This is a genomic window from Sphingomonas sp. BL-S-30 (assembly GCF_055521475.1).
The window spans coordinates 2,609,539-2,633,217 of the sequence record NZ_CM145481.1 but is presented as its reverse complement, the minus strand read 5'-3'; the positions used below and the strand labels follow the sequence as shown (position 1 = coordinate 2,633,217).

Sequence of the window (23,679 nt, the reverse complement as noted above, 5' to 3'; positions counted from 1 at the left end):
GGAGTGATCTCAGCGATAAGGATCCCGAAATCCGAGCGTGATGTCGGGTCGGCGCGACTGCTTGGGTTGCGCTAATCGGCATCGTATCGCGAGACCGATCAGCGGGATGCAGATCAGCCCGATCACCAGCAGGCCGGTGATGTCCGGAGTCATCATCTTCCTCCACATCAGGCCGCAAGGGTGGAGATGAGCGGGGCGCTCACCAGCTCAACCGTCGCGCCGGGGAAGGCGTGGCGTTCGAGGCGGGCGAAATGGAGGGCGGCGTCGCGTGAAATGAACACGCCCTCGATCAGGCCGTGATTCTCCTGGACCATCCAGCGGCCGCGGCGATCCTGTCCGACCTGAAGGATATGGGGTGTCGCACGGGCTTCGGCGGGACTGGTGTGCATCGAGATGCTCCTGCGCCGGCAAAGGGGCCGCCGGCACGGCACGGCGCGCTGTCGCGTCGTGGCGTTCAAATAGGCGCAGGGAGCATTAAGCTTCGATGGCGCGCTGAAGGCTTCGCATAAGGAATGCGTAAAGAGCGGCCGGGGGTTGGACATTTCCCCGGCCGCTCCCTGCTGTGGTGATCGCGTCGCTTTCCGGACCTCCCTAGCCGATCCAGTTGCGGCGCGATTCCACAGGCACTTGCCCCGCCTCGGCGAGTTCAGTGAGCTTGACGAATTCCTGGCGCCAATATCCGTCCGGGTTGCCGGCGAGGCGGCGGATATCGGCATAGGCGATGTCGCCGAGCCGCGTGTCGCCGCGCAGCTTCTGCCCGAACGCGGCGACCGCGGTGGCGAAGGCCATATCGCCTTGCGGCAAGCTATGCGTGGCAAGCTGGCGAGCGTCGACCGGGCGTTCGATCAGGCGCGAGGTGTCGCCGCTCGGCAATTTGTAGCGCAGGCGGACAAAAGCCATTTCGCCGTCCTGCTTGCCGGTCGCCGTCGCGCGGCGGTTGTCGGTGTAGCGTCGGTCGGAGAGCCAGCCTTTGGTGCCGGCGGGCACGACCTCGTAGATCGCGGTGACCTGATGACCGGCGCCGATGTCGCCCGCATCGACCTTGTCGTTGTCGAAATCCTGCTCGGCCAGCGCGCGATTCTCATAGCCGATCAGGCGGTACTGGCTGACATAGGCCGGGTTGAACTCTACCTGGACCTTCACGTCCTTGGCGATGGTGAAGAGGGTGGAGGACAGCTCCTCGGACAGGACCTTCTTCGCCTCCATCGCGCTGTCGATATAGGCATAGTTGCCGTTGCCGAGGTCAGCGATGGATTCCATCAGCGAATCGTTGAAATTGCCCTGGCCGAAGCCGAGCGTGGTAAGGGTAATGCCGTCGTCGCGCTCCTGCTCGATCAGCTTTTCCAGCTCGGTCTCGTCCGTGATGCCGACGTTGAAATCGCCGTCGGTCGCGATAAGGATGCGGTTGACGCCGTCCTTGATGAAATTGTCGCGGGCGATGGCATAGGCGAGCTGCAGGCCTTCTCCGCCGGCGGTGGAGCCGCCCGCGCTGAGATCGTCGAGCGCTGCCTTGATCTCGGACGGATTACTGGTGGAATCGAGCACCACGCCGGCCGCACCGGCATAGACGACGATGGCGACCTTGTCCTCGCGGCCGAGATTGTCGGCGAGAGTGGAGAGGGCGGATTTGACCAAAGGCAGCTTGTCGGGCTCGTCCATCGACCCCGAGACATCGACCAGGAAGACGAGGTTCGCGGCGGGGCGGCGGGCATAGGACAGGTCGTAGCCGCGCAGGCCGATGCGCAGGATTTTGGTGTCCCGGTTCCAGGGCGATTGCGCGACGTCGGTGGTGACGCTGAACGGCGCTTCGCGGTCGGAGGGCAGGGGATAGTCGTAGCGAAAATAGTTGATCATCTCCTCGGTACGGACGGCGTCGACCGGCGGTTTCTGGCCCTGAGTGAGGAAGCGGCGGACATTGGCATAGGCGCCGGTGTCGACATCGACCGCGAAGGTCGAGACGGGCGTGTCGGCGACCATATGGACGGGCGAAATGGCGTTAGGCTTGTATTTCTCGCCGGCGGCGTCGGTGGAGGTCAGCTCGTCCGCCACGGCACTGTCTGCCTCGTAACTGGGGGTCGAATAGCTGTTGCCACCTGGCTTCGAACAGCCTGCCAGCATCGCCGCCAACGCCACGCCGCACAGAATCGCTTTGGACTTCATGACATGCTCCCTAGCTCGGCTCGCCTTATTTGAGCCACATTATGGCCATGTTTGTGTCACGCCTTTTTCGGGCTGGCAAGTGTTTTCCTATCTCATAGGAGGGGATTGGATTTTCGCGGTTTTGTGCGGCGCGGTGGCGGCGAGCGGGACGAACTTGTGCTGTTCAGGCGCCATGGTAGAATCCGCAGTTATGGCGAAACAGATCACCAGCTATGCCGCATTCTGGCCTTATTATCTGCGCGAGCATGCGAGGCCGGAGACGCGGCGACTGCATTATGCCGGGACGGCGCTGACCTTCGTCTTCCTTGCGGTCGCGCTGATGAAGGGCGGCTGGTGGTGGGCGCTGGTGCCGATCGCCGGTTACGGCTTCGCCTGGGCGGCGCATTTCGGCGTGGAGAAGAACCGGCCGGCGACCTTCAGCTATCCGCTTTGGTCGCTGTTCAGCGATTACCGGATGTTCTTCCTGTGGCTGACCGGGCGGCTGGGCCCACACCTGCGCGCGGCGGGCGTGGCCTAATCAGAGGGCGGGCACGATATCGGTCCGGGCGAAATCATCGCCCTTGAAGAGGAGCGGTTCGCCCGTCGCCTTGGCAAGGGCATAGGCAAAGCAGTCGCCGAAATTGAGGTCGGCCGCATGTCGTGTGCCTCGACCATATTGCCGATAGCCGTCATTCGCGATTGCCGCGATTTCCCGCGTGACACCCTCGATCTGGATGTCGAAGCGAGACAGCAAGACATCGGCCGCCTCGCCGATCCGCGCATCGCCGCCGCGCGTCGTGACCACCGTCAACTCCAGCCAGGAGCCGGCGGACATCCGCAGGCTCGTCGCCGCGGCCATCGCTTCCAGAAAGGATCTCGCCTCGGGTTCGTCTCGCAGGATGGCAATGATCGCCGAGGTATCGACGATCACTTGAACGAGCCATCCTCGTTATACAGCAGGTCGCCATGCGTGAGCGACAATTCCTGATCGCGAAATTCCGGTTTCCAATGCTCCCGCAAGCCGCGAACGACCGCCATCATCTCCTCGACGGTTGCGCGGCGTCGCGGCGGCACCGCGCGGGCGCGCCGTTCCTGAAGGGCGATGCGGACCGCCTGGGTAACGCTCTCGCCCATCTCGGCGGCGAGTTCGCGGGCCAGCCTGACGGTCTCTTCGTCTTTGATGTTGAGCTGAACGCCCATGTTTCTACCTCCACGCAGGAAAATTCTACCATGGGCGCGGTGAAGCAACAACGGCGAACTTGGCGGGCCGATGATTCAGCTTGCTTGCCCGCCGCGCGATCGCGCGCCATCTAGGCGCCATGCACACTGCCCCCAACACGCTCGCCCTGATCGGCAACACCCCGCTCGTCCGCCTCACGGGGCCGAGCGAGGCCACTGGCTGCGACATCTTCGGCAAATGCGAGTTTGCCAATCCCGGCGCCTCCGTGAAGGATCGCGCCGCCCTGTTCATCGTCGAGGATGCCGAGGCGAAGGGGCAGATCCAGCCCGGCGGGACAATCGTCGAGGGTACCGCGGGCAATACCGGCATCGGCCTTGCGCTGGTCGCCAATGCCAAGGGCTACCGGACGATCATCGTGATGCCCGAGACTCAGAGCCGGGAGAAGATGGATACGCTCCGCGCGCTCGGCGCAGAGCTCGTGCTGGTGCCGGCCGCGCCTTATTCGAACCCCGGTCACTTCGTGCACACCTCGCGGCGGATCGCCGAGGAGACGCCCAATGCGATCTGGGCCAATCAGTTCGACAACATCGCCAATCGCCGCGCGCATATCGTGGGCACGGCGGAAGAGATCTGGGCCCAGATGGAGGGGCGGGTCGATGGCTTCACCTGCTCGGTCGGCACTGGCGGCACGCTGGCAGGCGTCGGAATGGGGCTGAAGGCGAAGGATGAGAATGTCTGCATCGCACTGAGCGATCCATACGGCGCGGCGCTCTACGAATATTATGCCTGTGGCGAACTGAAGTCCGAAGGGAGTTCAGTCGCGGAAGGGATCGGGCAGGGGCGGATCACCGCCAATCTGGAAGGCGCGCCGATCGACACGCAATTTCGCATCTCCGACGAGGAGGGCATGGAGTGGGTGACCCGGCTGCTCGACGAGGAAGGGCTTTGCCTGGGGCTGTCGTCGGGCATCAACGTCGCAGGTGCGGTGCGGCTGGCGCGGGAACTGGGCCCGGGCAAAAGGATCGCGACGATCCTGTGCGACACCGGATTCCGCTATCTCTCGACGCTCTATAATCGTGCCTGGCTCGAGTCGAAGGGCCTGGCGGTTCCGGAGCGGCTGAAACGCGAATAGTCGAGCCCATCGACAAGACTCTCTTCATGCGTTACATTTATGCCACACGTATGAAAATCATTGCTCAAGATCCTGCGCAGACGTCGCAACGGGTGAAGGTCGGGATGATCGGCCTTGCCGCCGTCCTGCTTCTGATCGGGCTGGCGGCCGCGATCTTTTCCACCGCCAGCAAGGAACGGCCACTGATCGTGGTCGGCGGCGCGCGTCCCGACGTCGTCGCCAACATGGCGGCGGGCAGTCAGGCGCCGCCGGTCGAGGGCACAACCAGCGAACCGCTCGCCGAACTCGGTGTGGCGCCGAGCACCGCGACCGACGTGAATGTCGCGCAGCTTTCCAACAACGCGAAGCCGAGATGAGCGCCCGCCCCGGAACCGAGTGCGTCGGCCGGGAAAGTCGGGGAGATCATGGGCAAAGCCCCGGGGCATTCCGGGGAAAACACCCCCCAAACGCAGCGATCAGCGGAACACACCGGGAACATATTGAAATGACAGTAATTAATTCCCCGGAGAATCGAAGATATTAGGGCCTTCGCCCCGATTTTCCCCTGATTTCCCCTTGAATCCCCGAGAGCCCCGAGTTAACCCTGTGCCGACAGGGGTAAACTCATCTCGCCTGCGCGGCGTCGCGCTGGAGGGCGGCGAAGGCCGTCTTTCGAAGACGGGAGAGTCATGCCTGCTGGAGTTCGGGGTACGGCGTGGCGCAAAGGGCAGAATATCAGGGAGACGGACTTGGCCTTGTCGACGACAAGGGCCGTGTCGCCATCCCTGCCTCGCTCAGGGCCATTCTCGCCCAGAACAGCCCGCGTCCCGACGGCAAGGACGGCGGCACCGTCATCATCGGCGTCCATCAGAAGCACCCCTGCCTGATCGCCTATGACCCCGCCTATGTCTCGATCCTGAAGGCCAAGCTCGACGCGCGCGAGGAGAATTACACCTCGGACGACGGAGAGTATGACTACAACATCAAGCGCCGCGCGGCGCAGGGCGAGGCGACGCCGTTCGACGGCAGCGGGCGTTTCATCATGCCCGGCTTTCCGCGCTTTCACGCCAAGATCGGCACCAACGCCTTTTTCTACGGCGTGTTCGATTATTTCGAGATCTGGGATCCCAAGACCCTGATCGAGGCCGAGGGCGTGGCCGAGATGGTCAAGTCATGTGCCCGCTATCACTGCCAGCTCAAGGGAATCGCGCTGTGAGCGCCCCGGAGCTCCCTGTCCCCGCGCCGCATGTCCCCGTGCTGCTCGACCAGGTCGTCGCCGCGCTCGCCGTTACCCCGGGCGAGCGTCATGTCGATGCGACCTTCGGTGCCGGCGGCTATACCCGCGCGCTGCTGTCCAGCGGCGCGATCGTGTTCGCGTTCGATCGCGACCCCGATGCGATCGCGGGCGGACGGGCGATGGAAGCGGCGTCGGACGGCGCCCTCACGCTGATCCCGGCGACCTTTTCGGCGCTCGACGCCGAGCTGGAGGCGCGCGACGCGGTGCCGGTGGACGGCGTGACGATGGATATCGGCGTGTCCTCGATGCAGCTCGACCAGGCCGAGCGCGGTTTTTCCTTCCAGTCGGACGGGCCGCTCGACATGCGGATGAGCCAGGAAGGCGAGACCGCCGCCGATTTCGTCAACCATGCCGACGAAGCGGTGATCGCCGACGTGCTGTACAATTATGGAGAAGAGCCGCGGGCCCGCCGGGTGGCGCGCGCGATCGTCGCTGCGCGCCCGATCGCGCGGACGGGCGAGCTCGCGCACGTCGTTCGCCGGGCGCTCGGCTACAAGCCGCACGACAAGAAGGATCCGGCCACCCGGACCTTCCAGGCGATACGGATTCACCTGAACAGGGAACTCGACGAGCTCGCCGACGGCCTTGCCGCGGCGGAGCGGGTGCTGAAACCGGGCGGCCGGCTGGCCGTGGTGACGTTCCACTCGCTCGAGGACCGGATGGTGAAGCGATTCCTGCGCGAGCGCAGTGGATCGCTGCCTGGCCGGTCCCGCCATCTTCCCGAACTGACGGCCAATGCGAAGCCGAGTTTCGAGAATGTCGGTCGCGCGGTGCGTGCCGACGACGCCGAGATCGCGCGTAACCCCCGCGCGAGATCGGCGACCTTGCGGACAGCGCTGCGGACCGATGCCGCAGCCTGGACTTCTGAAGGAGCGTTGTGATGCTTGCGTATGCTTGGAAGAGTCTCGGTTGGTTCCTGGCCGGCGTTGCCGTCGCGCTGGGCTTTCTGCTCGTGCCGTTGCAGGTCGCGGCTGAACGCAAGAAGCTGGACAAGACGGTGGCGCTGATTGCCCAGGCGCACCGCGACATCCGCGCGCTCGAGACCGAGTTCGATACGCGCGCCAACCTTGCCCAGCTCGAAAGGTGGAACGGCGACACGCTGCGCCTGACCGCGCCGGCGGCGGCCCAGTTCGTGGCCGATGAGGGCGCGCTCGCGTCGCTCGATCTGAGCCAGGGCCAGGCCGCGACGGTGCAGACCGCATCGCTGGTCGTGCCCGCTTTGCCCGACGGTTCGACCATGCGCCCGGCGGCGACGCCGGCGGTGGCGACGCGGATCGTCGAGACCACGCCCGCCGTGGCGCAAGCTCCGGCTCCCGTCACGGTCGCCGCGGCGACCCGCGTGGCGGCCAAGCCGATCCGGACGGCGGCTGCGGCGCCGACGACGACGCCCGGGCGCACCGTCCGGAGCGTCAAGCCGCAGGCGGTGGCGCTCCTCGACCGCAAGCTGCTCAGCGATTCGACGGTCGGCGACCTGTTCAGTGGCGCCCGCGCGGAATCGGGGCGCATGCGTTGACCGCGCTCGTCGCACGCCCGCTGCCACAGCGGCGACCGACCGGCCAGCGCCATGCGCTGGTCGCGACGGCGCATGTGCGGCTGATGATGCTGATGCTACTGATCGCCGCCGGCTTCACGCTGGTGATCGGGCGTATCGCGATGCTCGGCTTCGTCTCGGAGCCGACCAGCACCCAGGGACCGGTGTCCGGCATCATGCAGCGCGGCGACATCCTCGACCGCAATGGCGAGCCGCTGGCGCGGACGATCGAGGCGTGGACCATCGGCGTGCATCCCGGCAAGCTGCTCGGCGACAAGCGCGACCTGGCGGCGAAGCTCGCCGCCGTGCTGCCGGGGCATGACGAATCCTGGTATTATGCCAAGCTGACCCTGCCGGTGAGCTTCACCTATCTCGATCGCCATGCCTCGCCCGCCTTGGTCAACGCCGTGCACGCGATCGGCGAACCGGGGCTTGCCTTCGCGCGCGAGCCGGAGCGGCTTTATCCGCAGACGACCATGGCGGCGCATGTGCTCGGCTATATCGGCCCGACGGGCGACGACAGGCGGATCATGGGGCGTGCGGGAATCGAGCGGGCGTTCGAAGACCAGCTGACCAGCCCCTCGACGCGCGGCACGCCGGTGACCCTGTCGATCGACAGCCGCGTCCAGGCGGCGATGGAGAGCGAACTGGGCCGGGCGATGCTCTCGTTCAAGGCGCGATCGGCCACGGGCATCGTGCTCGACGTCCATACCGGCGAAGTGATGGCGATGGTGTCGCTGCCGGTCTACAATCCCAACAAGCTTGCCGGCACGAGCAGCGATGCGCTGCGCAACAACGTGACGCAGAGTGTGTACGAGCTGGGATCGACCTTCAAGCCGATCACGATGGCGACCGCGATCGAAAGCGGCGTCGTCACGTCGATGGCGCGGCGCTTCGACGCGACCGCGCCGCTGCATGTCGGCGGCTTCACCATCCATGACGACCATGCGCAGAAGCGTTTCCTCGACATGCCCGAGGCGCTGATCCATTCGTCGAACATCGTGACCGCCCGCATCGCCGACGAGATCGGCAAGGATCGCATGGCGGCGATGTTCAAGGCGATGGGTTTCGACACGCGCCCCGAGATCGAGCTGCGCGAGAAGCAGAAGCCGATCTGGCCGGTCTTCTGGGCGCGTACCACGGTGATGACCACCGCCTATGGCCACGGCATCGCGGTCACGCCGCTTCACCTCGCCAACGCCTATGCGACCCTCGTGAACGGCGGCATCTGGCGGCCGACGACTCTGCTCAAGGTCGCGCCGGGCAAGGCGCCCGAAGGTCGCCGCGTGCTTTCCGAGGCGACCAGCGCGCGCATGCGGCAGCTGCTGCGGCTGGTCGTGACTCAGGGCACCGGCCGCAAGGGCGAAGCGCCGGGATACCGCGTCGGCGGCAAGACCGGCACGGCCGAAGTCGCTGGTGCAGGCGGTTATTCGAAGAAAGCGAACGTCTCGACCTTCGCGGCGGCTTTCCCGATGGACGCACCGCGCTATGTGGTGATCGCCATGCTCGATTCGCCCATCGGCAATGCCGAATCCTTTGGTCTCACCACCGCCGCCTGGACCGCGGCCCCGGTCGTCAGCCGCGTCATCTCGCGCACTGGCGCGATGCTGGGCGTGACGCCTGACGACCATCGCGACGTCGATGTCTCGGAGCTGCTGCCGCTGCTCTGGCATGCTCCGGGCGAGAACCCGGCGGACGCCGAATGAAGCTTGGCGCGCTGACCGGTGGAGCGGAGGACGCGACGGTCACCGGCTTCGCGATCGATCATCGCAAGGTGGCGCCCGGCACCGTGTTCGGTGCGTTCGAGGGCGCGCAGGTGAATGGCGAGGATTTCATTCCGGCGGCGATTGCCGGTGGGGCGATCGCCGTGGTCGCCCGGCCGGAGGCGCGCGTCGAGGGCGTGACGCACATCGCCGACGCCAATCCGCGCAAACGCTTCGCCGGACTGGCGGCGCGCTATTTCGCGCCTTTCCCGGGGACCGCGGTCGCGGTGACGGGCACCAACGGCAAGACCTCGACGGTCGAGATGACCCGGCAATTGTGGCGGATGACCGGGTTCCATGCCGCGTCGATCGGAACGCTGGGCGTGACCACGGCGGACGACCAGGTCTCGACCGGCCTGACCACGCCGGACATCGTCACCTTCCTGTCGAATGTCGCGGGGCTGGCGCGCGAAGGCGTGAGCCATGTCGCGTTCGAGGCGTCGAGCCATGGGCTGTCGCAATATCGCACCGAGGGGCTGCCAGTGCAGGCGGCCGCCTTCACCAATCTCAGCCGCGACCATCTCGATTATCACGGGACGATGGAGGCCTATTTCGAGGCCAAGCTGCGGCTGTTTTCCGAAGTGGTGGTCGATGGCGGCGCGGTGGTGGTGTGGGCCGATGATGCCCATGCGGCGCGGGTGATCGATATCGCGCGGGAGCGGGGGCTTCGCGTGCTGACGGTCGGCACCCAGGGCGAAACGCTGAAGCTGGTGTCACGCGATCCGACCCTGCTGGGACAGGGGCTGGTGATCGAGGCCGAGGGCAAGGCGCACAAGGTGATGCTGCCGCTCATCGGCGCCTATCAGGCAGCGAATGCGCTCACAGCTGCAGGGCTGGTGATCGCTACCGGCGGCGATGTGGCGCAGACCCTGGCGGCGCTCGGCCGGCTGCAGCCGGTGCGCGGGCGGCTCGAGCGCGCGGTGATCGCGCGGAGCGGGGCGCCGGTCTATGTCGATTATGCGCATACGCCCGACGCGCTGGAGGCAGCGATCGCGGCATTGAAGCCGCATGTCGCCGGCCGGCTGATCACGGTGTTCGGCGCGGGCGGAGACCGCGACCAGGGCAAGCGGGCGCCGATGGGCGCGGTCGCGGCGGCATTGTCCGACAAGGTCTATGTGACCGACGACAATCCGCGTTCCGAGGATCCGGCGGCGATCCGCTCGATGGTGATGGAGGGCGCCCCCGGCGCGACCGAGATCGGATCGCGGCGCGACGCAATCGGCGCGGCGATCGCCGAGGCGGGGCCGCGGGACATCGTGCTGGTCGCCGGCAAGGGACATGAGCAGGGGCAGATCGTCGGCGATCTGGTGCTGCCGTTCGACGATGTGAGCGTCGCGCGGGAGATGGCGGCATGATCCATTTTCCGTTCGCTTCGAGCGCAGTCGAGAAGCAGGCGCGCAACAAGTGTTTCTCAACTGCGCTCGAAACGAACGGCGGAGGGGTGGTGCTGTGACCGCTCCCCTCTGGACCTCCGCCGAGATCGCGGCCGCCACCGGCGGGACCGCATCGGCCGACTTCGCCGCCAGCGGCGTCACCTTCGACTCCCGTGAGGTCGGCCCGGGCGATCTGTTCGTCGCGCTGAAGGGCGAGGCGAGCGACGGGCACAAATTTCTCGATCAAAGCTCCGAGCGGGGAGCGTCGGGTGCGGTTGTCAGCGTATCGACACCGCACCCGCATGTTTTGGTCGCCGATACGATGGCGGCACTGGAAGATCTGGCGCGCGGCGCGCGGGCGCGCACGGACGCGAAGATCATCGGCGTGACCGGATCGGTCGGCAAGACCAGCACCAAGGAGGCGCTGTTCGCGGCGCTCGATCGTGGTGCGCCCGGCACCGCGCATCGGTCGGTGAAGAGCTACAACAATCATACCGGCGTGCCGCTGAGCCTCGCGCGCATGCCGGCGGCGAGCCGGTTCGGTGTGTTCGAGATGGGCATGAACCATGCCGGCGAACTGGCGCATCTGACCACATTGGTGCGCCCGCATGTCGCGATGGTGACCGCCATCGCCCCCGCACACACTGCCTTTTTCCCCGACGAATCCGCCATTGCCGACGCCAAGGGCGAGATCTTTGCCGGGCTCGAGCCGGGTGGGGTGGCAATCATCCCGTATGACAGCCCGCATCGCGACCGGCTGATCGGCCATGCCAGGCCCCATGCGGCCAGGATCGTGACCTTCGGTCTCGACCAGGGCGCGGACGTCCGCGCGATCGAGACGATGCGCACCGCGAGCGGCGGAACCTTCATCACGGCATCGCTGGGCGAGAAGGAGCTGAGCTTCACCGTCGGCCAGCCCGGCATGCACTGGGTGTCGAACGCGCTGGCGGTGCTGGTGGCGGTCGACGCGGTCGGCGGCGATCTTGCGATGGCGGGGCTCGCCCTGGCGGAACTGAGCGGGCTTGCCGGGCGCGGCGCCCGGTTGACGGTGCCGGTCGCGGGCGGCGAGGCGCTGGTCATCGACGAGAGCTACAACGCCAATCCAAGCTCGATGCGCGCGACCCTGGCGGTGCTCGGTGCCGAGAAGGCGATACGCAGGATCGCGGTACTGGGCGAGATGCGCGAGCTCGGCGAGAAGAGCGACGCCTATCACGCGGCGCTGGCCGAACCGATCATCGCGGCAGGCGTCGAATGGGTCATTCTGGTCGGTGAAGCGATGGCGGCACTGGCGAACGCGCTTGAGGGCAAGGTCGATTTCGTTCATGTGGCCGATGCCGCCGCCGCGCGGACGAGCCTGTCGGCATTGCTGGCGCCGGGCGACGCGGTTCTCATCAAGGGTTCGAACGGAGTCGGGTTGGCGAGCGTGGTCGCCGGTTTGGCGAACGGGACAGCATAATGCTCTATTTGATCGCCAATTATCTCGGTTTTCCGGGTCTTCTCAATCTCTTCCGCTATCAGAGCTTTCGGTCGGGCGGCGCGGTCGCGACGGCTTTGTTCATCGGCCTGATCATCGGTCCCCGTTTCATCGGCTGGCTGCGCGTGCGCCAGGGCAAGGGGCAGCCGATCCGCACCGATGGACCGCAGAGCCATCTGGCCAAGCGCGGCACGCCGACCATGGGCGGGTTGATGATCCTGACCTCGCTCACCCTCTCGCTCCTGCTGTGGATGCGATTCGACAACCCGTTCGTCTGGGCCTGTGTGTTCGTGACATTGGGGTTCGGCGCGATCGGTTTCCTCGACGATTATGACAAGGTGAGCAAGGCCAGCACCAAGGGCGTTTCGGGCAGGATGCGCCTGCTGGGCGAGTTCGCGATCGCGGCGATCGCGAGTGCCCTGATCGTCCACGAGAACGGGACGCATCTCTATCTGCCCTTCACCACCGGCGTCTCGATTGACCTGGGCTATTTCTACATCGTCTTCGCGGCGTTCACGATCGTGTCGTTCGGCAATGCGGTCAATCTGACCGACGGGCTCGATGGCCTGGCCACCATGCCGGTGATCATCGCCTCGGTGACGTTCATGATCATCGTTTACCTGGCGGGCAATGCGAAGTTCGCGGCCTATCTCGGCATCCCGCACGTGCCGGGCGCCGGCGAACTGGCCATCTTCTGCGGCGCGATCGTCGGCGGCGGACTGGCCTTTCTGTGGTTCAACGCGCCGCCGGCCGCCGTCTTCATGGGCGACACGGGCAGCCTGGCACTGGGCGGCGCGCTGGGTGCCATCGCCGTCGTCGCGCACCACGAGATCGTGCTGGGCATCATCGGCGGCCTGTTCGTGATCGAGGCGCTGTCGGTCATCATCCAGGTGTTCTTCTACAAGCGCACCGGCAAGCGCGTATTCAGGATGGCGCCGATCCATCATCATTTCGAGCAGCTCGGCTGGAGCGAACCGACGGTCGTGATCCGTTTCTGGATCATCGCGCTGGTGCTCGCGCTCGCAGGCCTGTCGACCTTGAAGCTTCGGTGATCACCAGCCCCACCTGGCGCGGCAAACGCTACGCAGTGCTGGGGCTTGCACGCTCGGGCGCGGCGACGGTGCGCGCGCTGGTGGCGAGCGGGGCCGCGGTGACGGCGTGGGATTCGAACGAGGCGGCGCGGGCAGCGGTTGGCGGAGCGACCATCGCCAACCCGGAAGAGATCGATCTTACCGGCTTCGACGGGCTCGTCGTATCGCCGGGGGTGCCGATCAATCGCCACCCGGTGGCTGCCAGGGCGCGCGCGGCGAACGTCCCGATCATCGGCGATATCGAGCTGTTCGCGCAGGCGCGGGCCAGCTTGCCGGCACACAAGGTGGTCGGGATCACCGGCACCAACGGCAAATCGACCACGACCGCGCTGATCCACCATATCCTGGAGACTGCAGGCGTCCCGGCGCGGCTTGGCGGGAATATCGGCAAGCCGATCCTGGGCGAGGAGCCCTTGTCGGAAGGTGGCGTCTATGTGCTCGAGCTGTCGAGCTATCAGATCGACCTGACGACCAGCCTGGATTGCGATGTCGCGATCCTGCTCAACATCACGCCCGACCATCTCGATCGCTATGACGGGTTCGAGGGTTATGCCGCCTCCAAGGCGCGGCTGTTCGCGATGCAGTCGCCCGATCACGCCGCGATCGTCGGGATCGGCGATGCCGCCTCGGCCGGGATCGCGCGGTCGCTGTCGGCGCGGGGCGAGCATCTGACCAGGATCGCGCCGGGCATCTGCATGGACCAGTCGCGTTGGCCGTCGCTGCAAGGGCCGCACAATGCCCAGAACGCGCTCGCCGCGATCGACGCGTGCACGGCGCTCGGCGTCGATGACACAGCGATCGAACGCGGTCTGGCGAGCTTCAAGGGTCTGCCGCACCGGATGGAGCGGGTCGCCGCGCATCGCGGCGTGGCGTTTGTCAACGACAGCAAGGCGACCAACCCGGAATCCACCGCGCCGGCGCTTGCCGCCTTCTCGCACATCCACTGGATTCTGGGCGGGCAGGCCAAGACCGATGACCTGGATGCCTGCGCTCCCTGGTTCGGGCACGTCGCACGCGCTTATACGATCGGCGAGGCCGGACCGCGTTTCGCCGCGATCCTGAAACCGCTCATGCCGGTCGAGCAAAGCGGCACGCTCGAAGCGGCGGTGAAGGACGCCGCGGCGAACGCCGCGGCCGGAGACACGGTGCTGCTGTCGCCGGCCTGTGCGTCGTTCGACCAGTTCCGCGATTTCGAGGATCGCGGCGATCAGTTCCGCGCGCTGGTCGAGGCGTTGCCATGACCAGGACCGGCTCCGGCACGCTGACGCTGTGGAAGCGCATGAAGGGCGAAGGCGGTCGCGGCGACCGTTCGGCGCTCGGCATGTGGTTCTGGGATATCGACCGCGTGCTCCTGCTGCTCACGCTGTTGCTGATCGCGGTCGGGCTGATCGCGGTAGGCGCTGCCTCGCCAGCGGCGGCGACGCGCTATTCGGACGACAAGCATCATATCCCGCCGCTCTTCTATCTCTGGTGGCAGCTGGCCTGGGTGTGCGTGTCGCTGCCGATCCTGTTCACCGTGTCGATGCTGCCGGTCGCCATCGCGCGGCGCATGGCGCTGCTCGGCACCGTCGCCTGCCTCGTGCTGCTGATCGCGGTGCCGTTCTTCGGGGTGGAGAAGAATGGCTCGACGCGCTGGCTCAATTTCGGCGTGTCGCTGATCCAGCCGTCGGAATTCCTGAAACCCTTTTTCATCGTCACCTGCGCCTGGCTGTTGTCGATGCGCGCCAAGGACGAGTCGCTGCCGGTGGTGATCATCACCGGGGCGATGACCGTGCTTGTCGCGGTGCTGCTGATGCTTCAGCCCGATTTCGGCCAGACCATGGTGTTCGTCGCGGTGTGGCTGGCGTTGCTGATGATCGCGGGGACATCGCCCAAGGTGATGGCGGCGCTGATCGGCTGCGTGCCGGCCGGCGTGATCGCCGCCTATCTCTTCTACGGCACGGCGCGGACTCGCATCGACGCCTATCTCTTCCCGAACGCCGAGGGGGCGGGGGGATCGGACCATTTCCAGACCAACGCGGCGCACGATACGATCACCGGGGGCGGCTGGCGCGGTACCGGGCCGGGCGGCGGATCGATGAAATTCCGCCTGCCCGAGGGGCATACCGACTATATCTTCTCGGTGATCGGCGAGGAATTCGGACTGATCGCCTGCATGATCATCGCGCTGCTGTTCCTCGCGATCGTCGTCAGGGTGTTCGTGAAGCTGCTCGATGAACAGGACGAGTTCCGGCTGTTCGCGGCCGCCGGCCTCGCGACTCAGTTCGGCACCCAGGCGCTGATTTCGATGGCGGTGAACACCGGACTCGCCCCGTCCAAGGGTATGACCTTGCCCTTTATCAGCTATGGCGGATCGTCGATGATCGCGCTGTCGATCGGTATGGGCATGTTACTGGCTTTCACCCGGCGCAATCCCTTCGTATCGCGGTCGCCTTATATCGCACGATGGAGCGGGGAATGACTCAGGCACGGCATTTCGTCCTCGCCGCAGGCGGCACCGGCGGCCATATGGTCCCGGCAGCGGCGCTCGCGGCCGAACTGATGAAGCGCGGCCATCATGTCGCGCTGATCAGCGACGATCGCGGCGTCCGTTTTCCCGGGCTGTTCGAGGACGTGCAGACTCATGTGCTGCCGGCCGGGCGTCTCGCCGGCGGGCCGCTCGGCTGGGCGCGCGCGGCGTCGGCGATGCTCAAGGGCCGCGCGATGGCGATCGAGCTGTACCGCACCTTCCGCCCCGCGGCGGTGATCGGGTTCGGCGGCTATCCCGCGCTGCCGGCGCTGCTCGCCGCGTTCCACCAGAAGATCCCGACCGCGGTGCATGAGCAGAATGCGGTGCTGGGGCGCGTCAACCGGCTGGTCGCCGGCAAGGTCAGCGCCATCGCGACCTCCTATCCCGATGTCGCGCGGCTCGCGCCGAAATATCGCGGCAAGACTCACCTGGTCGGCAATCCGGTGCGCGATTCGGTGCTGGCGCTGCGTTCCAGGCCCTATCCGCTGCTTGAAGAGGACGGCATCTTCCGTGTGCTGGTGACCGGCGGCAGCCAGGGCGCCAACATCTTGAGCCAGGTCGTGCCGGAGGGGCTATCGCTGTTGCCAGTGAGCTTCCGCCGGCGGTTGCAGGTGACGCATCAGGCGCGGATCGAGGATATCGATGCGGCCCGGGCGAAATATGCCGAACTGTCGATCGCGGCCGACCTTGCGACCTATCTGCCCGACCTGCCCGAACAGCTTGCCTGGGCGCATCTCGTGATCGCCCGGGCCGGCGCGTCGACTCTGGCCGAGCTGACCGTGGCGGGCCGGCCCGCGATCCTCGTGCCGCTGCCGAGCGCGACGGACGACCACCAGACCGCCAATGCGCGCGAAATGACCGAGGCCGGCGGCGCGCGCACGATCGACCAGCGCAGCTTCACCCCGGTCGAGCTGGCCAGGCAGATGCAGAAGCTCGGGCTGGACCCCGTGGCGCTGCAGAACGCGGCGGGCCGTGCGCGCAGCTGCGGCCGTCCCAACGCCGCGCGCGACCTCGCCGACCTGGTCGAGAATTTGAACGACACGCCCGGGGACATGCCGATCGGCGTGCCGATCCCGATGGGCAGCAATGGAAAGCCGCTTTACGCATGAAGGGTGTCGCAACCGATATCGGCACGATCCATTTCGTCGGAATCGGCGGGATCGGCATGTCCGGCATCGCCGAGGTGATGCACAATCTCGGCTACAAGGTGCAGGGCTCCGACATGGCGGAGGGCTATGTCGTGCAGGGCCTGCGCGACAAGGGCATCACCGTCCATATCGGCCAGAAGGCCGAAAATCTCGCCGACGCGGTGGTGATCGTCACCTCGACGGCGATCAAGCGCGGCAACCCCGAACTCGAGGCCGCGCTCGAGCGCCGCATCCCGGTGGTGCGGCGCGCGGAGATGCTGGCCGAGCTGATGCGGCTGAAATCCACCGTCGCGGTCGCCGGCACGCACGGCAAGACCACGACGACGTCGATGATCGCGGCGCTGCTCGACGCGGGCGGCGTCGATCCGACCGTGATCAACGGCGGGATCATCAACAGCTACGGGTCCAACGCGCGGCTCGGCGCGAGCGACTGGATGGTGGTCGAGGCCGATGAAAGCGACGGCAGCTTCCTGCGGCTCGACGGGACGATCGCGGTCGTCACCAACATCGATCCCGAACATCTCGACCATTATGGCTCGTTCGACGCCGTGAAGGACGCGTTCGTCGAGTTCGTCGAGAATGTGCCCTTCTACGGCGCGGCGCTGCTCTGCCTCGATCATCCGGAGGTCCAGGGCATCATCCCGCGCCTGCGCGACCGCCGCGTGGTAACCTACGGCTTCTCCGCCCAGGCCGATGTGCGCGGCGTCAACGTCACGCCCATCCCCGGCGGCAATCGTTTCGAGACCATCGTGCGCAACCGTGACGGGACAAGCCGCTCGATCGAGGGGATCGAGCTGCCGATGCCGGGCCGCCACAATGTCCAGAACGCGCTCGCCGCGATCGGCGTGGCGCTCGAGCTCGGCATCGACGATGCCACGATCCAGCAGGGGTTCAGCAAGTTCGGCGGGGTGAAAAGGCGCTTCACCAAGGTCGGCGAGGTGCCGCTCGACGGCGGCGTCGTGACGATCATCGACGATTACGGTCATCACCCGGTCGAGATTCGCGCGGTGCTGTCGGCGGCGCGCGAGGGCGTCGAAAGCCGGGTGATCGCGGTGGTGCAGCCGCATCGCTATTCGCGGCTCGGCGACTTGATGGAGGAGTTCCAGCAGGCGTTCAACGATGCCGACATGGTCTATGTGACGCCGGTCTATGCCGCGGGCGAGGCGCCGGTCGAGGGGGTCGACGCGGAAGCTTTGGTCGAGGGCATCAAGCGGCGCGGCCACCGATCGGCGGCAACGATTGCCGATGCCGATGCGCTTGCGACGACGCTGGCCGGGGTGGCCCGGCCGGGCGACATGGTCGTATGTCTCGGGGCGGGGGACATCACCAAATGGGCTGCGGGCCTCGCCGATGCGATCGAGGCAGCGCGATGAGCAATGTCTGTCATGCCTTGCCGCCGCTGCAGGGCACGGCCGTGCATGACGGCAGCCTGGCCGACTTCATCTGGTTCCGCACCGGCGGGCCGGCCGAATGGCTGGTGCGGCCGAAGGACGTGCACGACCTGTCGGTGTTCCTGGCCGGGCTCGATCCCGAGACGCCGGTGCTGCCGGTGGGGGTCGGATCGAACCTGATCGTGCGCGATGGCGGCGTGCCCGGGGTCGTGGTGCGCCTGCCCAAGGCGATGGCGAAGACAGTCATTGAACCGGGCAACCGGGTGCGCGCCGGTGGCGCGGCGATGGGGATTTCCGTCGCGAGCGCCGCACGGGACGCTGGCATCGCCGGGCTGGAGTTCCTGCGCGGCATTCCCGGCACGGTCGGCGGCGCGGTCAAGATGAATGCGGGCGCTTATGGCCGCGACACGTCGGATATCCTGATCGAGGCGACCGTCGTGACACGCTCGGGCGATGTCGAGATCTGGCCGGCGGCGAAGTTCGGTTATGTCTATCGCCATTCCGATCTACCGCCGGGTGCCGTGGTGGTCGAGGCAGTGTTCGGAGGTACGCCAGGCGATCCGGCGGTGATCGGCGCCGAGATGGACCGGATCGCGGCCGAGCGCGAGGCGTCGCAGCCGCTGCGGTCACGCACGGGCGGATCGACCTTCAAGAATCCCGACGGCCACAAGGCCTGGGCGCTGATCGACCAGGCGGGCTGTCGCGGGCTGACCCGCGGCGACGCGCAGGTCAGCGAGAAGCATTGCAACTTCCTGCTCAACCTCGGCCGCGCGACCAGCGCGGAGATCGAGGCGCTGGGCGAGGAAGTGCGCGAGAAGGTGAGGGCGACGTCCGGGGTCGAGCTCGAATGGGAGATTCAGCGCGTGGGCGTTAAGAAGTGAGCTTGCACGTCGCAGTCCTGATGGGCGGCTGGTCGGCCGAGCGCGAAGTGTCGCTGATGTCGGGTGCCGGGGTCGCTGATGCGTTGGAAAGCCTCGGCCATCGGGTCACCCGGATCGACATGGGTCGTGACGTCGCGGCCAGGCTGGCCGAGGCGGCGCCGGATGTCGTGTTCAACGCGCTGCACGGGACACCCGGCGAGGACGGGTCGGTGCAGGGCATGCTCGACCTGATGGGCCTCAAATACACGCATTCGGGCCTCGTCACCTCAGTGATCGCGATCGACAAGCTGCTGACCAAGCAGACTCTGGTGCCACACGGCATCCCGATGCCGGGCGGGCGGATCGTGAAGAGCGAGACCCTGTTCGATGGCGATCCATTGCCGCGCCCCTATGTGCTGAAGCCGGTCAATGAAGGCTCCTCGGTCGGCGTGGCGATCGTCACCGACGAAGGCAATTACGGCAACCCGATCGCACGCGGCGTAAGCGGGCCCTGGGGCGAGTTCGAGGAGCTGCTGGCGGAGCCCTATATCCGGGGGCGCGAGCTGACCACCGCCGTGCTGGCCGGCGAGGCGCTCGCCGTGACCGAGCTCAAGCCCAAGAGCGGCTGGTACGATTATGATGCGAAATATACCGATGGCCTGACGTTGCATGTCTGCCCGGCGGAGATCCCCGACGAGATCGCCGACGCCTGCAAGCGCATCGCGCTCGATGCGCACCGGCTGCTCGGCTGCGAGGGCGTGTCGCGCGCCGATTTCCGCTGGGACGACAGCCAGGGCGTGGACGGCCTGTTCCTGCTCGAGGTCAATACCCAGCCCGGCATGACCGCGCTGAGTCTCGTGCCCGAGCAGGGGCGCTATATCGGTCTCAGCTATGCCGAGCTGGTCCAGAAGATCGTCGAGGAGGCCCTGGGTCCGGAGAAAAAGACGTGAGCCGAACGATCAAGCGCGGATCGCCGCCCCGCCGGCAGATCCAGTCGAAACGCCGCCAGCAGCCCAAACAGTCGATCATCGACCGGATGATCGAGGCGCTGCCGATCAGCCACGAGACCCTGGGCCGGATTGCCACCTGGTCGATCGTCGGCGCGGTCGGTGCGGTCGCGATCGCGGCGGCGACCTGGTTCGGCGTACCGGGCGCGATCGGCGTGGCCATTGCCGAGGGTGTCGGTCGTGCCGGCTTTCGTGTCGAGCAGGTCGAGGTCACGGGTCTCAAGCGAATGGATCGGATGACGGTCTATGCCGTTGCGCTCGATCAGAAATCCCGCGCGATGCCGCTGGTCGATCTCGAGGACGTTCGCCAGAAGCTGCTGTCCTTTGGCTGGATCGCCGATGCCCATGTCTCGCGCCGGCTGCCCGACACACTGCTCGTTCATATCGTCGAACGCACACCGACCGCCGTGTGGCAGGATCGCGGGCGGTTGTCGCTGATCGCGGAGAACGGGGTGTGGCTGGAGCCGGTAAAGGCTGACGCCATGCCCGATCTGCCGCTGGTCATCGGGCCCGGCGCGAACCAGCAGGAAGCGAATTATCAGAAGCTGCTCGAGGCAGCGCCCGCGCTCCGCCCGCTGGTCAAGGCGGCGACCTGGGTCGGCAACCGGCGCTGGAACCTGTTGTTCGAATCCGGCGAGACGCTGGCGCTGCCCGAAGGTGATGCCGACGCCGCCAGGGCTCTGGTGAAATTCGCCCAAATCGACGGAGTGACGCCATTATTGGGCAAGGGCTATCTCCGTTTCGACATGCGCGATCCGAAGAAGTTTGTCGCACGCAAGCCCGGTCAGGTGGTCGAGCGTGCGATTTCCGACCCGGACAGCGAAAATAGGCCGCAGGGACCGGCACTTATCGAAGCTAAGCATAGCGCGTTCAAATTGGTACAGGGATAAGGCGTATGGCGAAGACAGCACCTGAAGGACTGATCACTGCGCTCGATATCGGATCGTCCAAGGTTTCGGCGCTGATCGCGCAGAAGGGCGATGGCGGCGAACTGATCGTGCTCGGCACCGGCCAGCGCGAGAGCAGGGGGGTCAAGCGCGGCTATATCGCCGATGCGGCGGCGACCGAAGTCGCCGTGCGCGAGGCGGTCGAGCAGGCCGAGCGGATCGCCGGTACCAATATCGAGAATGTCTGGGTCAGCTTCTCGGCCGGCGGGCTGGTGTCCGATGTCGCCTCGATCGAGTTCGAACTGGGCGGCCACCGCGTCGAACAGTCGGATATCGACGCGCTGCTCCAGGCGGGGCGTGAATCGATCGATCCGGCCGGCCGCATGGTGCTGCATGCGCAGCCGGCATTGTACACGCTCGATGGCCTGACGGGGGTGAAACGCCCGCTCGGCCTGCATGCCGACCGGCTTGGCGTGCATATCCATGTCGTCGCCGCCGACGGATCACCGGTGCGCAATCTCGGCCTGTGCGTCGCCAATGCGCATCTCGAAGTGAAGGCGATCATCGCGTCGCCGGTCGCGACCGGCATGGCCTGCCTGTCGGAGGAAGAGCGCGAGCTGGGCGTCGCGATGGTCGAAATGGGCGCCGGCATCACCAATGTCTCGCTGTTCGCGGGCGGCATGCTGGTCGGCCTGACCTCGATCCCGATCGGGGCGGCGGACATCACCGACGACATCGCCTCGGCATTCGGCACGCGCCGGGCCCAGGCCGAGCGGATGAAGTGCTTCTACGGGTCGGCCAATGCGTCACCGCGCGACAATCACGACATGATCGAGGTCGCGCCGATCTCCGCCGAGGACGGCGCGGGCGAGGGCGCCCGCATCACGCGCGCGCAGCTGATCTCGGTGATCCGCCAGCGCCTCGATCATCTGATGAGCGAAGTGCAAAAGGCGCTGGTCGACCTGAAGTTCGAAGGTCCGGTCGGGCGCCAGGTCGTGCTGACCGGCGGCGGCGCCGAGCTGAAGGGGATCGCCGATTATGCGCAGCAGGCCCTGGGCCGTTCGGTCCGCATCGGCCGGCCGCGCGGGCTGACCGCCTTGCCGGAAGCGCATGGCGGACCGGCATTCGCGACCCTGGCGGGCCTCGCTTTCTATGCCGCGGCGGATCCGGTCGATTTGCGGTCCTTGTCACCGACTAACCAATTGGTGCACCGGCCCAAGGGACTTGCGATCTTCAAGAGGCTGATCGCAACCGCCAAGGCGAATTATTAAAGAAATACGACAAGATTTAGCTGTTCGTGCTGGAGTCACCGCAAGGGATGGTGCAGAACGAACGGTATCATCATTTAAGCGCCCCGATGTTTGGGGTGTTGCGGAGACCAGGCGATGAGCATCGAATTCCTTCCCCCTGAAGTCGACGAACTGACGCCGCGCATCGCGGTGATCGGGGTCGGCGGTGCCGGAGGCAACGCGATTGCGAACATGATGCGCGCTGAAGTCCAGGGCGTCGATTTTCTTGTCGCCAACACCGATTCGCAGGCGCTCAAGCAGTCGAGCGCGTCGCACAAGATTCAGCTCGGCGCGAAGATCACGCAGGGCCTGGGTGCCGGTTCGCGTCCCGAGATCGGCCGCGCCGCGGCGGAGGAGACGATCGAGCAGGTCAGCAAGATGCTCGAGGGCGCGCACATGTGCTTCATCGCCGCCGGCATGGGCGGCGGCACCGGCACGGGCGCCGCGCCGGTCATCGCCAAGGCAGCACGCGACATGGGCATCCTGACCGTCGGTGTCGTGACCAAGCCGTTCGCCTTCGAGGGCAAGCGCCGCGCCGCGAGCGCAGAGGCAGGCATCGAAGAGCTGCAGAAATATGTCGATACGCTGATCGTCATCCCGAACCAGAATCTGTTCCTGGTCGCCAATGCGAACACCACCTTCAAGGAGGCGTTCCAGATGGCGGACGAAGTGCTGCAGCAGGGCGTGCGCGGCATCACGGATCTGATGGTCATGCCGGGCCTCATCAACCTCGATTTCGCCGACGTCCGCTCGGTGATGCAGGAGATGGGCAAGGCGATGATGGGCACCGGCGAGGCGTCGGGCGACAATCGCGCGATCGAGGCGGCGTCCAAGGCGATCGCCAATCCTCTGCTCGACGGTGTGAGCATGAAGGGCGCCAAGGGCGTGATCGTCTCGATTACCGGCGGCGACGATATGCGCCTGCTCGAAGTCGACGAAGCGGCGAACCACATTCGCGAACTGGTCGACGAGGACGCGAACATCATCTGGGGTTCGGCGTTCAACCCCGAGCTCGAGGGCAAGATCCGCGTTTCGGTCGTTGCGACCGGCATCGAAGCTGACTCGCGTCCGACCGCCGCGGCGGCCCCGGTGTCGCGCGCCTTCACCTTCTCCGCGCCGAAAAAGGCCGAGGAAGCGCCGGCACCCGTGATAGAGGCCCCCGAGCCCGTGGCGTTCGATGCCGAGCGACCAGCGGACATCGTCCTTGAGGTGCCCGAGGCCGCCGGCGACAGCGATGAACTCGTACTCGGCAGCGAGACACGGGTTTCCAACATCCCGGTGTTCGGCGACGAGGAAGAGGTCGCGGCGGCGCCTGAAGCCGCACCCAATCCCGATTTCCCGGCGCGCCGCCGCTGGCTGTCGCCCGGCGCCCCCGCCGCGGAGGAAGCGCCGGTCGAAGCAGAGCCCGTCCCCGCCGCGCCGCGCGTGAAGCTGGGCGGTACCCTGTTCGAGCGCATGTCGAGCGTCTCCCGCGGTGCCGCGCGCGACGAGGAGCCGGCCGACAAGGATGGGCTCGACATTCCACGCTTCCTGCATCGCCAGAACAATCAATGAGATGATGCCAGCGTGCGCGCCCGGTTTGTCGCCGGTGCGCGTCGCTCTGGCGCGTGGTGCCCCGGCGGGACATTG

The 23,679-nt window shown here is 66.5% G+C and carries 24 protein-coding genes; 19 read left to right on the top strand and 5 right to left on the bottom strand.

Features of this window, described 5'->3' with window-relative positions; translation table 11 throughout:
* Positions 1-9: 9 nt before the first annotated feature.
* From ACZ1I5_RS12240 to ACZ1I5_RS12230, 3 genes are all read right to left on the bottom strand, one after another.
* Positions 10-153, bottom strand: coding sequence for a hypothetical protein (locus ACZ1I5_RS12240; protein WP_465169528.1), 144 nt, complete (start codon positions 151-153; stop codon positions 10-12).
* A 14-nt stretch (positions 154-167) separates the two neighbouring features.
* Positions 168-389, bottom strand: coding sequence for a hypothetical protein (locus ACZ1I5_RS12235; RefSeq protein WP_465169527.1), 222 nt, complete (start codon positions 387-389; stop codon positions 168-170).
* A 202-nt stretch (positions 390-591) separates the two neighbouring features.
* On the bottom strand, positions 592-2,160 hold the full coding sequence (locus tag ACZ1I5_RS12230) for a vWA domain-containing protein (protein WP_465169526.1): 1,569 nt from the start codon (positions 2,158-2,160) through the stop codon (positions 592-594).
* Between the two features lie 190 nt (positions 2,161-2,350).
* On the opposite strand from ACZ1I5_RS12230, the gene ACZ1I5_RS12225 reads away from it, so the two are divergent.
* Positions 2,351-2,677 carry an Mpo1-like protein gene (locus tag ACZ1I5_RS12225; RefSeq protein ID WP_465169525.1) on the top strand — a complete coding sequence of 109 codons (327 nt, stop codon included), beginning with the start codon at positions 2,351-2,353 and terminating at the stop codon, positions 2,675-2,677.
* Here the strand turns inward: ACZ1I5_RS12225 and ACZ1I5_RS12220 are convergent, their stop codons facing one another.
* Together ACZ1I5_RS12220 and ACZ1I5_RS12215 are read right to left on the bottom strand one after the other, a co-directional pair.
* Complete coding sequence (locus tag ACZ1I5_RS12220) at positions 2,678-3,070, bottom strand: type II toxin-antitoxin system VapC family toxin (RefSeq protein ID WP_465169524.1); 393 nt, start codon at positions 3,068-3,070, stop codon at positions 2,678-2,680.
* On the bottom strand, positions 3,067-3,339 hold the full coding sequence (locus ACZ1I5_RS12215) for a type II toxin-antitoxin system VapB family antitoxin (protein ID WP_465169523.1): 273 nt from the start codon (positions 3,337-3,339) through the stop codon (positions 3,067-3,069). Before ACZ1I5_RS12215 ends, ACZ1I5_RS12220 begins: the two co-directional genes overlap by 4 nt.
* A gap of 119 nt (positions 3,340-3,458) precedes the next feature.
* Here ACZ1I5_RS12215 and ACZ1I5_RS12210 point away from each other — a divergent pair, with 119 nt between their 5' ends.
* The 18 genes from ACZ1I5_RS12210 to ftsZ all read left to right on the top strand — a co-directional run bounded on the left by ACZ1I5_RS12210 (position 3,459) and on the right by ftsZ (position 23,604).
* Complete coding sequence (locus ACZ1I5_RS12210; RefSeq protein WP_465169522.1) at positions 3,459-4,451, top strand: cysteine synthase A; 993 nt, start codon at positions 3,459-3,461, stop codon at positions 4,449-4,451.
* Positions 4,452-4,555: 104 nt separating this feature from the next.
* The gene (locus ACZ1I5_RS12205; protein WP_465169521.1) at positions 4,556-4,807 is read left to right on the top strand and encodes a hypothetical protein; all 252 of its coding nucleotides are present in this window, start codon (positions 4,556-4,558) and stop codon (positions 4,805-4,807) included.
* Between the two features lie 338 nt (positions 4,808-5,145).
* Positions 5,146-5,646, top strand: a complete 501-nt coding sequence (locus ACZ1I5_RS12200; RefSeq protein ID WP_465169520.1) for a division/cell wall cluster transcriptional repressor MraZ — start codon at positions 5,146-5,148, stop codon at positions 5,644-5,646.
* Positions 5,643-6,608 (top strand): 16S rRNA (cytosine(1402)-N(4))-methyltransferase RsmH, encoded by a 966-nt coding sequence (gene rsmH, locus ACZ1I5_RS12195; protein ID WP_465169519.1) that lies wholly within the window; start codon positions 5,643-5,645, stop codon positions 6,606-6,608. The genes ACZ1I5_RS12200 and rsmH overlap by 4 nt, the downstream gene beginning before the upstream one ends.
* Positions 6,608-7,240: a hypothetical protein gene (locus ACZ1I5_RS12190; RefSeq protein WP_465169518.1), complete on the top strand. Its 633-nt coding sequence runs from the start codon at positions 6,608-6,610 to the stop codon at positions 7,238-7,240. The genes rsmH and ACZ1I5_RS12190 overlap by 1 nt, the downstream gene beginning before the upstream one ends.
* Complete coding sequence (locus ACZ1I5_RS12185) at positions 7,237-8,964, top strand: peptidoglycan D,D-transpeptidase FtsI family protein (RefSeq protein ID WP_465169517.1); 1,728 nt, start codon at positions 7,237-7,239, stop codon at positions 8,962-8,964. Before ACZ1I5_RS12190 ends, ACZ1I5_RS12185 begins: the two co-directional genes overlap by 4 nt.
* Positions 8,961-10,376 carry a UDP-N-acetylmuramoyl-L-alanyl-D-glutamate--2,6-diaminopimelate ligase gene (locus tag ACZ1I5_RS12180; RefSeq protein ID WP_465169516.1) on the top strand — a complete coding sequence of 472 codons (1,416 nt, stop codon included), beginning with the start codon at positions 8,961-8,963 and terminating at the stop codon, positions 10,374-10,376. Before ACZ1I5_RS12185 ends, ACZ1I5_RS12180 begins: the two co-directional genes overlap by 4 nt.
* 94 nt (positions 10,377-10,470) lie before the next feature.
* Entirely contained in the window at positions 10,471-11,850 is a 1,380-nt protein-coding gene (locus ACZ1I5_RS12175) for a UDP-N-acetylmuramoyl-tripeptide--D-alanyl-D-alanine ligase (RefSeq protein ID WP_465169515.1), read from the top strand.
* A complete protein-coding gene (mraY, locus tag ACZ1I5_RS12170) occupies positions 11,850-12,920 on the top strand; it encodes a phospho-N-acetylmuramoyl-pentapeptide-transferase (RefSeq protein ID WP_465169514.1) in 1,071 nt (356 codons plus the stop codon). Before ACZ1I5_RS12175 ends, mraY begins: the two co-directional genes overlap by 1 nt.
* Positions 12,917-14,200, top strand: a complete 1,284-nt coding sequence (murD, locus tag ACZ1I5_RS12165) for a UDP-N-acetylmuramoyl-L-alanine--D-glutamate ligase (RefSeq protein ID WP_465169513.1) — start codon at positions 12,917-12,919, stop codon at positions 14,198-14,200. The genes mraY and murD overlap by 4 nt, the downstream gene beginning before the upstream one ends.
* Complete coding sequence (locus ACZ1I5_RS12160; RefSeq protein ID WP_465169512.1) at positions 14,197-15,420, top strand: FtsW/RodA/SpoVE family cell cycle protein; 1,224 nt, start codon at positions 14,197-14,199, stop codon at positions 15,418-15,420. Before murD ends, ACZ1I5_RS12160 begins: the two co-directional genes overlap by 4 nt.
* Entirely contained in the window at positions 15,417-16,577 is a 1,161-nt protein-coding gene (gene murG / locus ACZ1I5_RS12155) for an undecaprenyldiphospho-muramoylpentapeptide beta-N-acetylglucosaminyltransferase (RefSeq protein ID WP_465169511.1), read from the top strand. The genes ACZ1I5_RS12160 and murG overlap by 4 nt, the downstream gene beginning before the upstream one ends.
* The gene (murC, locus tag ACZ1I5_RS12150; RefSeq protein ID WP_465169510.1) at positions 16,574-17,989 is read left to right on the top strand and encodes a UDP-N-acetylmuramate--L-alanine ligase; all 1,416 of its coding nucleotides are present in this window, start codon (positions 16,574-16,576) and stop codon (positions 17,987-17,989) included. Before murG ends, murC begins: the two co-directional genes overlap by 4 nt.
* Positions 17,986-18,888: a UDP-N-acetylmuramate dehydrogenase gene (gene murB, locus ACZ1I5_RS12145; protein ID WP_465169509.1), complete on the top strand. Its 903-nt coding sequence runs from the start codon at positions 17,986-17,988 to the stop codon at positions 18,886-18,888. The genes murC and murB overlap by 4 nt, the downstream gene beginning before the upstream one ends.
* A gap of 20 nt (positions 18,889-18,908) precedes the next feature.
* Entirely contained in the window at positions 18,909-19,817 is a 909-nt protein-coding gene (locus tag ACZ1I5_RS12140) for a D-alanine--D-alanine ligase (protein WP_465173956.1), read from the top strand.
* Positions 19,814-20,764, top strand: a complete 951-nt coding sequence (locus ACZ1I5_RS12135) for a cell division protein FtsQ/DivIB (RefSeq protein WP_465169508.1) — start codon at positions 19,814-19,816, stop codon at positions 20,762-20,764. The genes ACZ1I5_RS12140 and ACZ1I5_RS12135 overlap by 4 nt, the downstream gene beginning before the upstream one ends.
* 5 nt (positions 20,765-20,769) lie before the next feature.
* A complete protein-coding gene (gene ftsA, locus ACZ1I5_RS12130) occupies positions 20,770-22,032 on the top strand; it encodes a cell division protein FtsA (RefSeq protein ID WP_465169507.1) in 1,263 nt (420 codons plus the stop codon).
* A 114-nt stretch (positions 22,033-22,146) separates the two neighbouring features.
* Positions 22,147-23,604 (top strand): cell division protein FtsZ, encoded by a 1,458-nt coding sequence (gene ftsZ / locus ACZ1I5_RS12125; protein ID WP_465169506.1) that lies wholly within the window; start codon positions 22,147-22,149, stop codon positions 23,602-23,604.
* Positions 23,605-23,679 lie beyond the last annotated feature (75 nt).

Coding starts and splice junctions, on each gene's coding strand:
- ACZ1I5_RS12215 (WP_465169523.1), bottom strand. CDS start 3,339: ATGGGCGTTCAGCTCAACATCAAAGACGAAGAGACCGTCAGGCTGGCC.
- ACZ1I5_RS12240 (WP_465169528.1), bottom strand. CDS start 153: ATGACTCCGGACATCACCGGCCTGCTGGTGATCGGGCTGATCTGCATC.
- ACZ1I5_RS12225 (WP_465169525.1), top strand. CDS start 2,351: ATGGCGAAACAGATCACCAGCTATGCCGCATTCTGGCCTTATTATCTG.
- murB (WP_465169509.1), top strand. CDS start 17,986: ATGAGCAATGTCTGTCATGCCTTGCCGCCGCTGCAGGGCACGGCCGTG.
- ACZ1I5_RS12230 (WP_465169526.1), bottom strand. CDS start 2,160: ATGAAGTCCAAAGCGATTCTGTGCGGCGTGGCGTTGGCGGCGATGCTG.
- ACZ1I5_RS12235 (WP_465169527.1), bottom strand. CDS start 389: ATGCACACCAGTCCCGCCGAAGCCCGTGCGACACCCCATATCCTTCAG.
- ftsA (WP_465169507.1), top strand. CDS start 20,770: ATGGCGAAGACAGCACCTGAAGGACTGATCACTGCGCTCGATATCGGA.
- ACZ1I5_RS12180 (WP_465169516.1), top strand. CDS start 8,961: ATGAAGCTTGGCGCGCTGACCGGTGGAGCGGAGGACGCGACGGTCACC.
- ACZ1I5_RS12210 (WP_465169522.1), top strand. CDS start 3,459: ATGCACACTGCCCCCAACACGCTCGCCCTGATCGGCAACACCCCGCTC.
- ACZ1I5_RS12190 (WP_465169518.1), top strand. CDS start 6,608: ATGCTTGCGTATGCTTGGAAGAGTCTCGGTTGGTTCCTGGCCGGCGTT.
- ACZ1I5_RS12205 (WP_465169521.1), top strand. CDS start 4,556: ATGATCGGCCTTGCCGCCGTCCTGCTTCTGATCGGGCTGGCGGCCGCG.
- mraY (WP_465169514.1), top strand. CDS start 11,850: ATGCTCTATTTGATCGCCAATTATCTCGGTTTTCCGGGTCTTCTCAAT.
- murC (WP_465169510.1), top strand. CDS start 16,574: ATGAAGGGTGTCGCAACCGATATCGGCACGATCCATTTCGTCGGAATC.
- ftsZ (WP_465169506.1), top strand. CDS start 22,147: ATGAGCATCGAATTCCTTCCCCCTGAAGTCGACGAACTGACGCCGCGC.
- ACZ1I5_RS12160 (WP_465169512.1), top strand. CDS start 14,197: ATGACCAGGACCGGCTCCGGCACGCTGACGCTGTGGAAGCGCATGAAG.
- murG (WP_465169511.1), top strand. CDS start 15,417: ATGACTCAGGCACGGCATTTCGTCCTCGCCGCAGGCGGCACCGGCGGC.
- ACZ1I5_RS12140 (WP_465173956.1), top strand. CDS start 18,909: ATGGGCGGCTGGTCGGCCGAGCGCGAAGTGTCGCTGATGTCGGGTGCC.